This window comes from Acidaminobacter hydrogenoformans DSM 2784 (assembly GCF_900103005.1).
In the GTDB taxonomy this organism is placed as follows: domain Bacteria; phylum Bacillota; class Clostridia; order Peptostreptococcales; family Acidaminobacteraceae; genus Acidaminobacter; species Acidaminobacter hydrogenoformans.
Window position 1 is genome coordinate 279,758 of sequence record NZ_FMWL01000002.1, and the last position, 13,496, is coordinate 293,253.

The following is a 13,496-nucleotide window of genomic DNA, read 5'->3' on the forward strand; positions in this document are numbered from 1 at the left end:
TTCATCACCGCACTACAATATTTACAAGCTTCTTAGGAACGACAACGACCTTGGCGATTTCTTTGCCGCTGACGGCATCTGAAATTTTATCCAGCGCCAGAGCCGCATTCTTTATTTCTTCCTGGGTCGCGTCTTTGGAGACGACCAGATGGTCTCGAACCTTGCCATTAATCTGAACGGCAAACTCAATTTCGTCCAGAATCAGGGCTTTTGCGTCATAAGCAGGCCATGCCACCTCATGGACGCTGCCTTCTTTACCAAGCCCATGCCACAGCTCCTCCATGAGATGCGGCGCAAACGGTGCAAGCAGTTTGACCAGCGCCTCAGAGGCAGCGCCATAAAGCGGTCCATTCCAGCGGTCTTTTCCACTTTCCCGGTAACGGTACATCTCATTGACCAGCTCCATGACGGCACTGATCGCTGTATTAAAGTTGAAACGGTCTTCAATGTCCTCTGTCACTTTTTTGATCGTACGGTTCATGACATAGTTGAGGGCCTTTTCGTCCTCGTATGTCAACACAACCTCGCCGCTGCCTTTAACTGCGTCCTCATCTGTGACCGCCCTGAAGACCCTGTTGAGGAAACGGTGCGCACCGTCCACGCCATCATCCGACCACTCGAGATCCTTCTCAGGCGGTGAAGCGAAAAGAATGAACAGGCGTGCTGTGTCTGCCCCGTACTTTGCAATAATTTCATCCGGGCTGACAACGTTGCCTTTGGATTTCGACATTTTAGCCCCATCCTTGAGGACCATACCTTGTGTCAAAAGGTTTTTGAAAGGCTCCCCAACCGGCGACAGGCCAAGATCATACATAACTTTTGTAAAGAATCGTGAATACAGCAGGTGGAGAATAGCGTGCTCGACGCCGCCAATATATTGATCTACATCCATCCAGTAGCTGGCCGCTTTCATGGAGAAAGGCAGCTCTTCATTGTGTGGGTCTGTGTATCTCAAGAAATACCAGGAAGAGTCAACGAAAGTATCCATGGTGTCCGTTTCCCGGGTCGCATGTCCGCCACAAGTCGGACAGACTGCATTCATGAACGTTTCGCTGGTCAGCAGCGGTGATTCGCCCTTTCCGGAAAACTTGACGTCCCTTGGAAGCACTACAGGAAGCTCTTCCACCGGAACCGGCACTATGCCGCAAGTCGGGCAGTTGACCATAGGAATTGGACATCCCCAGTAACGCTGACGTGAAACCAGCCAGTCGCGAATCCTGAAGTTGGTCGTTGCGTTCCCAATGCCTTCAGCATTAAGTTTTTCAATGATTTTTTGGCTCGCGTCCTCACTGGTCATGCCGTTGTAGGTCTCAGAATTGACCAGGAACCCCTTGCCGGTATACAGCGCGTCCGGCGCCTCAGGGCTGTCTGCCGATGGTCTTATGACCTCAACAATATCCAGTCCATACTTCTTCGCAAAATCGTAATCCCGCTCGTCGTGGGCAGGGACCGCCATAATAGCCCCAGTACCGTATTCCATAAGGACATAATTCGCCACATAAATTGGAATTAAAGCGCCCGTAAGAGGATGAACCGAATAGCGTCCCGTAAACAGACCTTCCTTGACTGCTTCTGTTGACGTTCTTTCGATCTCTGAAAGTCGTGCCAGTCGCTCAGTAAACTCCCGGATTGGTGTCTCGAACTCAGTGCCCTGAGTTAACTCTGCCACATAAGGATGCTCTGGCGCAAGCACCATATAGGTACACCCATATAATGTATCTGGTCTGGTTGTGAACACTTTAAGCTTTTGGTCAAAGCCATCAATGCCAAAGTCGATCTCAGCACCTATACTCTTGCCAATCCAGTTTTTTTGCATGGTCTTAACTTTATCCGGCCAGCCATGAAGGGTTTCAATATCTTCCAGCAGGCGATCCGCGTAGTTTGTGATCCTATAGAACCACTGGGACAGGTTTTTCTTGACGACAGGACTGTCGCAGCGCTCGCATAACCCGCTTACAACCTGCTCATTGGCAAGGACTGTCTCACAAGAGGTACACCAGTTTACCGGAGATTTTTTCTTGTAAACCAGGTCCTTTTCATAAAACTTGACGAAAAGCCACTGAGTCCACTTGTAATAGTCCTCCATGCAAGTCGTCACTTCACGGTCCCAGTCATAGCTGAGGCCAAGGCGCTTAAGCTGCTTCTTCATTTCAGCAATATTGCTTTTCGTCCAGATATCCGGATGGATTTGGTTTGCGATAGCTGCATTTTCAGCCGGCAGTCCAAATGCGTCCCACCCAATTGGGTGAAGGACATTATACCCCTGCATTTTTTTGAAACGCGCCACCACATCTCCAATGGAATAGTTGCGAACATGACCCATGTGGAGCTTGCCAGATGGGTATGGGAACATTTCAAGCGCGTAGTACTTCTTTGCCTCGGGATTGTCAACCACTTTAAAAGCTTCATCCTGCTCCCATTGACGCTGCCATTTTTCTTCGATCTCAGCATACTGATATTTCAACAAAAACCCTCCCTTAGGATAAAATAAAAAATGGACATTATTATGATCTTTAGGGACGGGCCAAAGCCCGCGGTACCACCCTAATTGACATACATGTCCACTCAACGATCCATATTTGGCAGATCAGCCCGAAGCAATTCACGTCAAACGAGTTCAGCGTACACTATACCGGTTCACACCTTCCACCGGCTCTCTGTAAAAGTGGCTCTGCCTACTGATTTTGACAGCTTCCTATATGTTATTACGATTAATTGTAATGAATTGACCCTTTGCTGTCAACTGTCAATACAATTTTTTTGGCATCGTTCCACAAACGTTCGAGATTGTAGTAATCTCTCTCTTCTTTATGGAAAATATGAACCAGAATGTCATGGTAATCTATGACCACCCAACGTCCCGTTTTCATGCCATCTTTATATTTGGAATAAATCCCGTGCTTGGCGAGCTCATCTTCAACATGATCCGCGATAGCGACCACCTGACGATCCGAATTGCCACTCGCTATAACAAAATAATCCGCAACGGAAGAGATCCCGCGAAGGTCCAAAATTACGATATCATCGCCTTTTTTGGAATCGATCAGCCTGCCGATTTCCTCCGCCAAGTTCTGGTTGGATTCCATAACATGACCTCACTTTTCTATTGTTTCCAATAAAGCGTTTCTCATCTCTACACTTTCAGGGTGAATTGGACTGTCAGAGGCTAAGACAAACTCAAGGGTTTGGCTGACCGAACAGAGCAGTGCCTGATCCAGCGACGTTTCAGCCAGAAGCCGAACCGTTTCCACCCCTGGATAATCACGACCCGGTTCAATGGCATCCGCCAGATAGACAATTTTCTCTTCGAGCGACATGTCCCTTCGCCCAATGGTATGATAACGAATTGCATTCAGGACGAGTGAATCCTTGACTATGCCTTCATGTTCCAGCCAAAGGGCCGCAATTGGGCCGTGAGCAATTTCCGGACGCTCGTCTACAGCCCCTGAGATGATGTAACCCAGTGACCCCCCTATAGTTAAGAGCTCGCTTTTCTCGACACCTTTAAAAAGGTCATGATAAAGCGCAGCCCTGCAGATGGAGACAAGATCGCCGCCATAACGCTCAGAAAGCACACAGGCCGATTCCAAAACACCCAAAGTGTGCTTTAGCCTTTTTTGCTTGATCCGTCCTGAAATTCTATCATAGTCCTCTTGTAGAATTGGAAACCAAAGACTCAGGTTTTCAATCTGACAATCTTTCATGGGAAAGCTCCTTCAAATACAGCTTATGCTTGCCAATATAAAGCGATACTGACTCAGGCATGAGATATTTGACACTGAGCCCAAGGCGGACTCTGCGCCTGAGATCTGTCGAAGAGATATCCAGCTCCGGCAGCTCGACAAGTTTGATGCTTGCACCGTACCTCTGTCTCAGCTGCTCCATTTTTTGGATCAACTCCTGCTGATCCGTTCCTGGCCTGGCTGCGCCTACAAAGGTGACCATTTTTAAAAGGACCTCCACAGATCTCCAGGTTTCCAGTTCCATGAGGGCATCCGCCCCGGCAATAAAGTAAAATTCGTCCCCTGGTGCGCTGTTTTTGGCAATGTGCGCCACAGTCTCGAAAGAATAGGTGACTTCCTCGCGTTCAATCTCAATGGCAGACACCTCAAAATTTGGATGATCCAGAGTTGCCAACATCACCATATCATATCGCTGTCTTGGCTTTGTCATTTGTTCGGCACGCTTGTGTGGCGCCCTGCCTACAGGTATAAAGATCACTTTATCCAGGGAAAGTTTGGATCTCATTTCTTCGGCGAGCACCAAATGGCCATAATGTATGGGATCAAAGCTCCCACCCATCAGTCCTATGCGTTTGCCCTCAGTTTTCATGACAGGCAGCCTCCTTACTTAGGCAGCTGTATTTTCGGTTCTTCGTGGTTCTTTCTGTATAGGGTAAACCGATTGCCAATGGCTTGGACAAATTCAGACCGCGTCTTCTCACAGACCTCAGAAGCGATTTCCTTAGCGCTTAACTGGCTGTTTTCAAGCACAGACACCTTGACGAGCTCATGAGAGGTCAGGCACTCGTCAAGTTGAGCCAGCAAGTTCTCAGAAAGTCCTTCTTTTCCAATATGGACCAAAGGCTTCAAGGGATTAGCCAAGCCCTTTAGGTAGCTTCGCTGTTTTGGTTTTAACATGATTTTCCTCTTTTCCATAGCTCTATTAGTGTATATCAGAAGTTAACCCTTCTGCTTAGTCGTAGAATTCAAACTCAACAGATTCAACGCGTACACTATCTCCATCCTGAACCCCCATCTTCCTGAGTTCATCAATGACGCCGGATTTTCTGAGAATTTCCTGGAAGCGCCTCAGGGATTCTACATCTGTAAAGTCTGTAGAATAAACAAGCCGCTCCATGGGCAAACCTTCAACCACATAGAGGTTATGAATTTTCTTGTATCTGATGGTTTGATCCAGATCCGCGCTGTCCTCGAAAGCCTCCACGACTTCGTGTATGACAGGCGGTTCTATAGTATCGAGACACTCCGTAACATAATACATTAGAGCGTCAATACCCTCACCGGTCGCCGCTGAGATTGGAAACACTTTATAACCCTTGGCGGTCATCTCCTCAACAAAAGCATCCAGACCTTCCCGGTCATATAAAAGATCAATTTTGTTGGCGGCAATGACTTGAGGGCGTTCTGTCAGCGCTTGGCTATATCGCTCCAGCTCTTGATTGATCTTGACGAAATCCTCTGACGGATCGCGCCCTTCTGTCCCCGAAACGTCTACCACATGGATGATGAGACGTGTGCGCTCGACATGGCGCAAAAACTCATGGCCAAGACCAACGCCTTCGCTGGCGCCTTCAATCAAGCCCGGAATATCTGCCAGTACAAAGCTTTTTCCTTTAATGACTTCAACGACACCAAGATTAGGCGTCAAAGTCGTAAAATGATAATTCGCTATTTTTGGCTTTGCCATAGTCGTAGCGGACAGGAACGTCGACTTGCCCACGTTGGGATAACCAACCAGGCCAACATCCGCAAGCATCTTGAGCTCAAGAATGATGTTTCGCTCTTCACCATAAGTCCCCTGCTCTGCAAAGGTTGGCGCCTGCCGCGTCGCCGTTTTGAAATGAACATTTCCCCGTCCGCCTTTGCCCGCACGGGCAATGACTGCCGAATCCCCAGCCTTTAGGAGATCCGCGAGGACTTTGCCTGTTTCGGCGTCACGTATGACAGTTCCAGGCGGTACTTTAAACACAAGATCTTTGGCATCCTTGCCAAACATCTTTTTCTTCATGCCATTTTCGCCATTTTCCGCAATATATTTTTTCAAATAACGAAAATCCATCAAGGTGCGCATGCCTTCATCCACAATGGCGATCACACTGCCTCCGCGTCCGCCGTCTCCACCGTCAGGCCCACCCGCTGGCACATACTTCTCTTTTCTGAAACTGACTCTCCCGTCTCCGCCTTTACCGGCTTTGACGAATATTTCCGCCTTATCTACAAACATTTTAAAACCCCTGCTTTCACAATCAACCATTTAGATGAAAAATGTCCATCTACAGAAGTGAGATGGACATTGAACATGCGCTTAATGTTTTACGCCTCGTAGACGCTGACTTGCTTTTTGTCTTTGCCTTTTCTTTCGAATCTAACGACACCTTCAACTTTCGCGAAAAGTGTGTCATCCCCACCTCGGCCAACATTGTTGCCCGGATGAATTTTTGTGCCGCGCTGACGAACAAGAATGCTGCCAGCCGTAACGACCTGACCGTCTGCTCTTTTAACGCCGAGTCTTTTGGATGCACTGTCACGACCGTTTTTTGAGCTACCAACACCCTTTTTACTCGCGAACAATTGCAAATTAAACTTAATAAGCATCAGATTCCACCTCCTCAGTGAATAACTTAACGAAATCTGGAGCGCTTTCCGCGACGCCGCGAAGCCCCAGAACCATACTTTCAACCAGAATACGGGCTGTTTCTCGCTGAACCTTTGACAAATCCATAGGTAAGCGGCACAATAAATACCCTTCTTCCACTGTAAAATCCAAATTATGAATACCAGCAATTTCATCCAGTGAGACAAGGGCTGTCTGACCTAAAACAGAAACTGCGGCGCAAACCACATCTTGTCCATAATCCGCCTGTCCGGCGTGGCCTTCAATCTCAAATAAAATTGGGACGCTGCCTGACCAAACGACACGCGCTTTGACCATTGTAATGGCCTATAAGCTGATCTTTTCGATCATTACGCGCGTATATGGCTGTCTGTGTCCTTGCTTTTTACGGTAGTCTTTCTTGCGCTTGTACTTGAAAATAGTCACTTTTTTACCTTTGCCATTTCCAACGACAGAAGCTTTGACTGTTGCGCCAGCGACAACCGGGTTGCCAACTGTGACACCTTCATCTCCGGAAACCGCGAGAACTTCGTTGAATTCAACAGTTTCGCCTGCCTCCACGTTCAGTTTTTCGATGTTGAAAACATCACCTTCCTGAACTTTGTATTGCTTACCACCAGTTACAATAATTGCGTACATGAACTTGCACCTCCTCTTAGAGAACTCGCCGGACCGGGCAGCTGCGGCCTGTCTTACTCTGAAGACCCTTCCGCTGCATTTCAAAGCCTTTCCCGTGCGGTTTTCAGACAATCAAAGATAGCTGTCTGAACATCGTTCTAATTATATACGACCTCAACTTATTTCACAAGGTTTTTTTGTATTGAATGGGCAAAAAATTAAGTTGCTCATCTTTCTCCCATTTCAGCTGCAGGTCAAACGCCTGCTCAATTTTAGAAATCAAAGGCGCAAGCGTGACTGTCAGTTCAAAAATACCGCTGCTGACGCGAAAGCACTGAACCCCGCGGCCGTCTCTTACAGCATCCCTCAGCAGTCTGTCCATTTGAGCTGCAGCAGACAGCACCCAGCCGGAACCGCAGCAGCCGCAAGGTGACAGCATGATTTCAGATAAAGACTTCCCCATCCTTCTCCGGGTCAAGCTGAGAACACCCAGCCTGTTGACTTCAGCGCCAAAAATTCCAGAAAACACATTTCGCAGAGTCTTTTTCAAGAAAAGGTTGTAGTGTTCGCGCTCGCGCTCACCTTCAGCGTCAATCAAATCCATCATGACCATGCCGCCTGTGTTTCGAAGCTCCAGCTGCCGCAGACATTCAAGGATCGCTTTCTCATTGATCTGTCGTTTCATCACAGCGGATTTACGGCTGTTGTATGCCGCGCTCCCTGCATTGACGTCGACTGCCAAAAAAGCCTCCGTAGGCTCAATCAAGAGATAAGCGCCATCAAACTCTGCTTTTTTGTCAAGCAAGTCTTGCATTTGTTTCTCGAGATGGTAGAACTGCTCAAACAAGAGAGGATTCCTCTTCTTTCCTTTAACGGCATCTTTGGCGCTGGCTTCAAGGCCATAGTCCCTAAAAAAATTATCCAAATCCGCCGCATCTCCCGGATCCGCCAATACCAGAGAAGTCCCTGGCTGGACAAGATGGGTCAGAAGAAGTCTTTGCGAGGCGCTGAGACCTGGCTCAACACACTTTGGTGCTTTGACCGTCACATAAGCCCTCGAGAGACCTTCCCAGACCTTTTTCAGCCGCTGTGCCTCTTCTGCCACACTGGAAGGCTCCGCCAGCGTCCCTTCTGTGCGAACAATATACCCAAGCGCACCAACTGCTTCATCTACAAGTGTCATCAGCGCAGTGCGCTTCTCATTGTCTCTGAGCTTTCTAGAGATTGATTTTTGATGGGTTTCCGGCATCAAGACGAGATACCGTCCCTGAAGCTCAAGTCTGCCCGTTACTTTAGGTCCCTTAAATCGATTCCCCTCTGTTTTTAGCTGAACCAAAAGCTCAGATCCATTTTTTAGACTATTTTTGTTTAACCTGTCAGGAAGATCCTGAAAAGGCAAAAAGGCATCCTGGTCAAGGCCTATATCGACAAATGCCGCCTCGAGAGATTCTACAATAGCTGTTACACGCCCCAAGAATATTGCGCCATCAAGTGGCTCTGAAATAAGGGGCTCAATGGTCAACGCGCTAAGCTTTCCTGATTCAACCAACGCAGTTCTCTTAAAAAGAAAGTGAGAATCTATAAAAATTTCTCTCATTACAGACTCCTATTCCATGTCAAAAAGCGCCTTGCCGCCTTCTCCATAAAGGGCTGTTCTATGGACTTGCAGGGCAGTACCCGGGGTTCCACCCTCCATACCGGCGAGCTTTGCAAGGGCATCCATAAGAAGGTCAGGCTTGAGGTTGGATTCTGAACCGGCATTCAAAGTGGCCACAATAGTTAAATCACACTGTTCAATTTCCAGAACTTCAGCAGGTGTCACGACCTTACGTGTCACAGGCTCCCCGGTTTTGATCAGTTTGAGGGTGTGAACCATTGGCTTAAGTGCCACTTCCTTGTCTTTTTTGCCTTTGGATTTCTTAACGGCCGTTAAGCTGCTTAACGCCTCAAAGCCCTCAACGACCTTCACAGCATCCTCACAGAAAGCTTTTGGCAAAGACCAGACGAGCTGGTAATCTGAAGATCTCATCATACTCATAAGTGATTTGGAGGATCCAAGAATTCTGTGTCTTCGGTAAGCGATCTCTGATGGAAAGCATTCTGAAAAAATCCGGCTAAGCTGTTGATCCTCCCACCCCGCCTCAACTTCAATTTCAACGAGCTCGGCTTCACTGCTGTAACCTACTGAAAGAGGCGCAGCGAAGGCAATTTTGGGATGAGGGTTAAAGCCCTGAGAGAACAAAAGCGGCACCTGACCGCGCCTGAAGCCGCGTTCAAAAAGACGGACCATATCCAAATGACCAAGATATCTGAGAAGACCTGTTTTTGTATATTCAATCCTTAATAAAGTCATCAGCAAAGTCCTCCCCAGCAGACGTTGACGCCGCAGCCTATGCAGCCATCCCGGCAATCCTGGGTTACTTTGCCGGTTTTAGCATTTTCGTTTTCAATCACGAGGAAGTGCTTGTCTACCCCTGCGTCTATATGATCCCATGGCAAAAGTTCAGAATAGCTGCGTTTTCTTGTGGCGAAAAAATCCATGTTCAAACCGGTTTTTTCGAAAGCCTCCACCCAGCGCTCGTAGCTGAAATAATCGCCCCAGCCATCAAATCGGGCCCCGCTTTTCCAAGCCTCAATCAGAGCTTTCCCAACTCTTCTGTCACCTCTGGCGAAAACCGCCTCAACCCTTGAGGTCCTGGCGTCATGATAACTGAATTTGATCTTCTTGTTGGTGATTCGCTGCTTCAAATGACGTTGTTTTTCCTCAAATTGCTCAAGACTGTCCTGTGGCTCCCATTGGAATGGCGTAAAGGGCTTTGGCACAAAACAGGACGCGGAAATAGTCACAGACAAGCCTTTACTCTTAAGGGGTGAAGCGACGTGCTTGTGTATACCTGTCACAAGATTCCCCAAGTCATTGATTCCATCCACATCTTCCATAGTCTCATAGGGAAGGCCAATCATGAAGTACAGCTTGACTTTGTCCCATCCCAGCTCGAAGATCTGACGCATGGTCTCGGTCAGATCCTGCTCGTCCACATTTTTATTGATAATATCCCTCATGCGCTGTGTACCTGCTTCCGGCGCAAAGGTCAGGCCTGTCTTGCGAACTTTTTGGATTTCTTTCAGCACCTCGACAGAGAAAGAATCCAGTCTTAAGGACGGTAGGGAAAGCCCAATTTTAGCGTCCTCATTCAATTTTGACAGCGCCTCAATAGTCGGTCTGATCTCACTGTGGTCAAGGGTGCTGAGAGAGGTCAGCGAGAGCTCCTCATAGCCTGTGGAGGCAAGAAGCGCCTCTGAAAGACGGACGACTTCCTCAGAAGATCGCTCGCGGATTGGTCTGTAAATCATACCCGCCTGACAGAACCTGCAGCCCCTTGTACAGCCTCGAAACAGCTCGACCATAGCTCGGTCATGGACCGTGTCAATAAAAGGAACAATGAACTTGTCTGGAAAATAGGTTTGATTCAGGTCCTTCATGAGGCGTTTTCTGATTTTCGAAGGCGCCTCTGGCTCAAGAGCTTTAAAGGCAGCCAGTGTACCGTCTTCATTGTATTTCACGTCATAAAACGACGGCACATAAATGCCTTCCAGCTGCGAAGCGGCCTTGAGAAATGCAGCGCGCTCAAAATTTGGCGCCAGCTTCATAGCTTCCAGAAGTCGAAGCAGCTCAAGTGTCACCGCCTCACCCTCACCTATGACGAACAGATCCATGATCTCAGCCAAGGGCTCCGGGTTAAAAGCACAAGGACCACCGGCGATCACTATTGGATCCTCGGCCCCCCTGTCTTTGCTCAGCATGGGAATGCCACCAAGATTTAGCATGTTGAGTATGTTGGTATAAGACAGCTCATATTGCAGCGTAAAACCAACCACATCCATTTCTGAAAGCGGCTTGTAGCTTTCAAGGGTATAAAGCGGAATTTCAGCCGATCTCATAACGGCTTCCATGTCCGTCCATGGCGCGAAAACCCGCTCGCACTGGAGCCCCTTCTCACGATTGATCATTTGATAGAGGATGTGAAGCCCAAGATGAGACATGCCCACCTCATAGGTGTCTGGAAAAGCAAAAGCAAAGCGTACGTTGACCTCTTCGTCAGCCTTTTGGATACTATGCATTTCCATGCCAATATATCTTGCAGGTTTTTCCACGAGGTCAAGAATTGAATTCAATTTTTCTTTGATCATAATTCCTCCGATTGAGAGATGTTATTGACTGAAGCTGCTGCGCTTTCTGCGAATATAAACGTTGAGCGCAAGGCCCACAGCGATCATGGACGTCATGACTGAGCTGCCGCCGTAGCTGAGAAATGGAAGCGTAATCCCCGTCACCGGCATGAGCCCTATGGTCATGCCAATATTTTCAATGATCTGGAACGCGAACATAAACGCAATGCCCACAATAACCAGCTCACCGTAAAAATCCTTTGATTTTTTCGCCATATTCATCAGGCGATTGAGGAACAAAAAGTAGAGAAAAATGACTATGCCGCCACCGACAAAGCCAAGCTCTTCCCCTAAAACCGCAAATATAAAATCAGATTCCTTGACGGGCAGATAGTCCGAACGATGATAGACGCCTTCGAACAAGCCCTTTCCAAACATCTGCCCAGATCCAATTGTAATTTTTGACTGCATGACATGATAATTGCCAGGCAGCGACAGATCCTCCGGGTGCAGGTACGCGTCAATTCTGATGCGCTGATGAGGCTGCATGACCTGATAAGCCAGAGGCGCACCAACTACCATGGCTGCGAGCCCTGCAAGAACCAGCTTAAAATCGATTCCCGCCACATAGACCATGCCGATGGTAATAAAAACAAACACCAACGCCATCCCCAAATCCGGCTGAATTAGCAATATGCCCAGAAATGGCAGTACAAACAAGATAATGCCAAGGATGTCCTTAAAGCTCGAAATCCTGCCGCCCCGCTTTTCCAGAAATTTTGCAAAGGAAATGATAAAGCCCAGCTTTGCTATTTCAGCAGGTTGAAAGTACATTATTTTGAGGTCAATCCAGCTCAGCGCCCCGTACTGCCTTACACCAAGCCCCGGTATATAGACCGTCAGCATGATCAGGATGGACAAAACATAAAAGACCCGCTGCAAATCCCCCATAATTCTGTAATCAATCATCATCACCAAGATAGCTAAAACCAAACCAATCACAAAAGCAATGCTTTGAATCACAACTTTGCGGTTTAACCCATCCACTTGAAAATCCGTAGCGCTGGCCACCATAACCAGTCCAATTCCAAAGATCAGGATCACCACCGCAAGAAGTCCGAAGTCAATGTTTTTAAAAAGCTTTAAATTGAACATACCGCACCTCACAAAGAAAGGCTGAGTCTTAAGCATAACCTAAGATACAGCCCGTCAGAGTTCCTTCTCAACTTTTACTGCCGCGAAGCGAGATTACCAGCTGCCGCAGTCTCAAAATCAGCTGCGTTTCATATTCCTTATTGGAATATTGGCGACCAGCGCAGGCAAACCATTATTGCTGGCATCTGTCTTGGTAATCTGAATGTCAAAGCCGTCCTGATCAATTTCTATATGCTTTGACAATGCGACAATCAAATCCTCTTTGATTAAATCAAGCAGCTCCGGCGAGCAGTTTGCGCGGTCATGGACCAGAACAAGCCTAAGTCTCTCTTTTGCAACGTTTTTGCTCGACTCCTGCCGACTGAGGAATTTTAAAAGATCAAACATAGTAGCCCTCCTCTACTTGCTGAAGTTGAACAACTTGATCAACTTGTCAAAAAATCCGTTACCCTGGTCAAAATCAATAAAAGGCGTCTCTTCGCCGTCAATTCTTGCGGCAATGTTTCTGAATGCCTGACCAGAGAGTGATTGCGTCGCCACGGCAGGCTCACCGCGGTTTGTGCTGATTATGATTTTCTCATCATCTGGTACAACACCAATAATGTCAATAGCGAGAATGTCTGTAATATCCTCAATGTTCATCATATCCCCACGTCTGACCATATCATGGCGCACACGGTTGACAATCAGTTTGGGATTTCTCAGTTCAGCCGCTTCAAGCAGCCCTATGATTCTGTCTGCGTCGCGAACTGCGGAAACCTCCGGCGTCGTTACAACTACTGCTCTGTCAGCGCCAGCTATAGCATTTTTAAACCCTTGCTCAATACCGGCCGGGCAGTCGACGAGGACATAATCAAATTCAAGCTTGAGTTCTTCGCAAAGGGTCTTCATTTGAGCTTGGGACACGGCATCCTTATCTTTAGTCTGTGCCGCAGGCAGCAGAAAAAGATTTTCAAATCGCTTATCCTTGATCAGAGCCTGACGGGATTTGCAATTGCCTGTGACGACATCCACCAAATCATACACAATTCTGTTCTCAAGTCCAAGGACGACGTCGAGATTCCTGAGACCAATATCCGCGTCAATAACCGCGACTTTTTTTCCCCTTAATGATAATCCGGCACCCAAATTGGCCGTAGTCGTTGTTTTACCGACGCCGCCCTTACCGGATGTTACTACAATGCACTCACCCATCT

Annotated in this window: 15 protein-coding genes; all 15 read right to left on the reverse strand. The window is 47.7% G+C overall.

What is annotated here, in order from left to right:
• Positions 1 to 4: 4 nt before the first annotated feature.
• Entirely contained in the window at positions 5 to 2,467 is a 2,463-nt protein-coding gene (gene leuS, locus BLP63_RS03170) for a leucine--tRNA ligase (RefSeq protein WP_334292600.1), read from the reverse strand.
• Positions 2,468 to 2,711: 244 nt separating this feature from the next.
• On the reverse strand, positions 2,712 to 3,086 hold the full coding sequence (gene rsfS / locus BLP63_RS03175; protein WP_092589428.1) for a ribosome silencing factor: 375 nt from the start codon (positions 3,084 to 3,086) through the stop codon (positions 2,712 to 2,714).
• A 9-nt stretch (positions 3,087 to 3,095) separates the two neighbouring features.
• Positions 3,096 to 3,704: a bis(5'-nucleosyl)-tetraphosphatase (symmetrical) YqeK gene (gene yqeK, locus BLP63_RS03180; RefSeq protein ID WP_092589429.1), complete on the reverse strand. Its 609-nt coding sequence runs from the start codon at positions 3,702 to 3,704 to the stop codon at positions 3,096 to 3,098.
• Positions 3,685 to 4,332, reverse strand: a complete 648-nt coding sequence (nadD, locus tag BLP63_RS03185; RefSeq protein WP_092589430.1) for a nicotinate-nucleotide adenylyltransferase — start codon at positions 4,330 to 4,332, stop codon at positions 3,685 to 3,687. The genes yqeK and nadD overlap by 20 nt, the downstream gene beginning before the upstream one ends.
• A 14-nt stretch (positions 4,333 to 4,346) precedes the next feature.
• Complete coding sequence (yhbY, locus tag BLP63_RS03190) at positions 4,347 to 4,640, reverse strand: ribosome assembly RNA-binding protein YhbY (protein ID WP_092589431.1); 294 nt, start codon at positions 4,638 to 4,640, stop codon at positions 4,347 to 4,349.
• A gap of 55 nt (positions 4,641 to 4,695) precedes the next feature.
• Complete coding sequence (gene obgE, locus BLP63_RS03195) at positions 4,696 to 5,967, reverse strand: GTPase ObgE (protein ID WP_092589432.1); 1,272 nt, start codon at positions 5,965 to 5,967, stop codon at positions 4,696 to 4,698.
• A gap of 89 nt (positions 5,968 to 6,056) precedes the next feature.
• Positions 6,057 to 6,338: a 50S ribosomal protein L27 gene (rpmA, locus tag BLP63_RS03200; RefSeq protein WP_092589433.1), complete on the reverse strand. Its 282-nt coding sequence runs from the start codon at positions 6,336 to 6,338 to the stop codon at positions 6,057 to 6,059.
• Positions 6,328 to 6,675, reverse strand: a complete 348-nt coding sequence (locus BLP63_RS03205; RefSeq protein WP_092589434.1) for a ribosomal-processing cysteine protease Prp — start codon at positions 6,673 to 6,675, stop codon at positions 6,328 to 6,330. Before BLP63_RS03205 ends, rpmA begins: the two co-directional genes overlap by 11 nt.
• Before the next feature lie 9 nt (positions 6,676 to 6,684).
• Positions 6,685 to 6,996 (reverse strand): 50S ribosomal protein L21, encoded by a 312-nt coding sequence (rplU, locus tag BLP63_RS03210; protein WP_092589435.1) that lies wholly within the window; start codon positions 6,994 to 6,996, stop codon positions 6,685 to 6,687.
• A gap of 163 nt (positions 6,997 to 7,159) precedes the next feature.
• The gene (locus BLP63_RS03215) at positions 7,160 to 8,572 is read right to left on the reverse strand and encodes a ribonuclease E/G (protein ID WP_092589436.1); all 1,413 of its coding nucleotides are present in this window, start codon (positions 8,570 to 8,572) and stop codon (positions 7,160 to 7,162) included.
• A gap of 9 nt (positions 8,573 to 8,581) precedes the next feature.
• Positions 8,582 to 9,328, reverse strand: coding sequence for a TIGR03936 family radical SAM-associated protein (locus tag BLP63_RS03220; protein ID WP_092589437.1), 747 nt, complete (start codon positions 9,326 to 9,328; stop codon positions 8,582 to 8,584).
• A complete protein-coding gene (locus tag BLP63_RS03225; RefSeq protein WP_092589438.1) occupies positions 9,328 to 11,166 on the reverse strand; it encodes a TIGR03960 family B12-binding radical SAM protein in 1,839 nt (612 codons plus the stop codon). Before BLP63_RS03225 ends, BLP63_RS03220 begins: the two co-directional genes overlap by 1 nt.
• 21 nt (positions 11,167 to 11,187) lie before the next feature.
• Positions 11,188 to 12,300 carry a rod shape-determining protein RodA gene (rodA, locus tag BLP63_RS03230; protein ID WP_170829258.1) on the reverse strand — a complete coding sequence of 371 codons (1,113 nt, stop codon included), beginning with the start codon at positions 12,298 to 12,300 and terminating at the stop codon, positions 11,188 to 11,190.
• A 117-nt stretch (positions 12,301 to 12,417) separates the two neighbouring features.
• Complete coding sequence (gene minE, locus BLP63_RS03235) at positions 12,418 to 12,687, reverse strand: cell division topological specificity factor MinE (protein ID WP_092589440.1); 270 nt, start codon at positions 12,685 to 12,687, stop codon at positions 12,418 to 12,420.
• Positions 12,688 to 12,699: 12 nt separating this feature from the next.
• The gene (gene minD, locus BLP63_RS03240) at positions 12,700 to 13,494 is read right to left on the reverse strand and encodes a septum site-determining protein MinD (protein ID WP_092589441.1); all 795 of its coding nucleotides are present in this window, start codon (positions 13,492 to 13,494) and stop codon (positions 12,700 to 12,702) included.
• Positions 13,495 to 13,496: the final 2 nt, after the last annotated feature.

Bases quoted from the DNA above. Each gene is read 5' to 3' on its own strand.
- BLP63_RS03225 (WP_092589438.1), bottom strand. From the start codon at position 11,166: ATGATCAAAGAAAAATTGAATTCAATTCTTGACCTCGTGGAAAAACCT.
- rsfS (WP_092589428.1), bottom strand. From the start codon at position 3,086: ATGGAATCCAACCAGAACTTGGCGGAGGAAATCGGCAGGCTGATCGAT.
- rplU (WP_092589435.1), bottom strand. From the start codon at position 6,996: ATGTACGCAATTATTGTAACTGGTGGTAAGCAATACAAAGTTCAGGAA.
- BLP63_RS03220 (WP_092589437.1), bottom strand. From the start codon at position 9,328: ATGACTTTATTAAGGATTGAATATACAAAAACAGGTCTTCTCAGATAT.
- BLP63_RS03215 (WP_092589436.1), bottom strand. From the start codon at position 8,572: ATGAGAGAAATTTTTATAGATTCTCACTTTCTTTTTAAGAGAACTGCG.
- rpmA (WP_092589433.1), bottom strand. From the start codon at position 6,338: ATGCTTATTAAGTTTAATTTGCAATTGTTCGCGAGTAAAAAGGGTGTT.
- BLP63_RS03205 (WP_092589434.1), bottom strand. From the start codon at position 6,675: ATGGTCAAAGCGCGTGTCGTTTGGTCAGGCAGCGTCCCAATTTTATTT.
- yhbY (WP_092589431.1), bottom strand. From the start codon at position 4,640: ATGTTAAAACCAAAACAGCGAAGCTACCTAAAGGGCTTGGCTAATCCC.
- obgE (WP_092589432.1), bottom strand. From the start codon at position 5,967: ATGTTTGTAGATAAGGCGGAAATATTCGTCAAAGCCGGTAAAGGCGGA.
- yqeK (WP_092589429.1), bottom strand. From the start codon at position 3,704: ATGAAAGATTGTCAGATTGAAAACCTGAGTCTTTGGTTTCCAATTCTA.
- rodA (WP_170829258.1), bottom strand. From the start codon at position 12,300: ATGTTCAATTTAAAGCTTTTTAAAAACATTGACTTCGGACTTCTTGCG.
- minD (WP_092589441.1), bottom strand. From the start codon at position 13,494: ATGGGTGAGTGCATTGTAGTAACATCCGGTAAGGGCGGCGTCGGTAAA.
- nadD (WP_092589430.1), bottom strand. From the start codon at position 4,332: ATGAAAACTGAGGGCAAACGCATAGGACTGATGGGTGGGAGCTTTGAT.
- minE (WP_092589440.1), bottom strand. From the start codon at position 12,687: ATGTTTGATCTTTTAAAATTCCTCAGTCGGCAGGAGTCGAGCAAAAAC.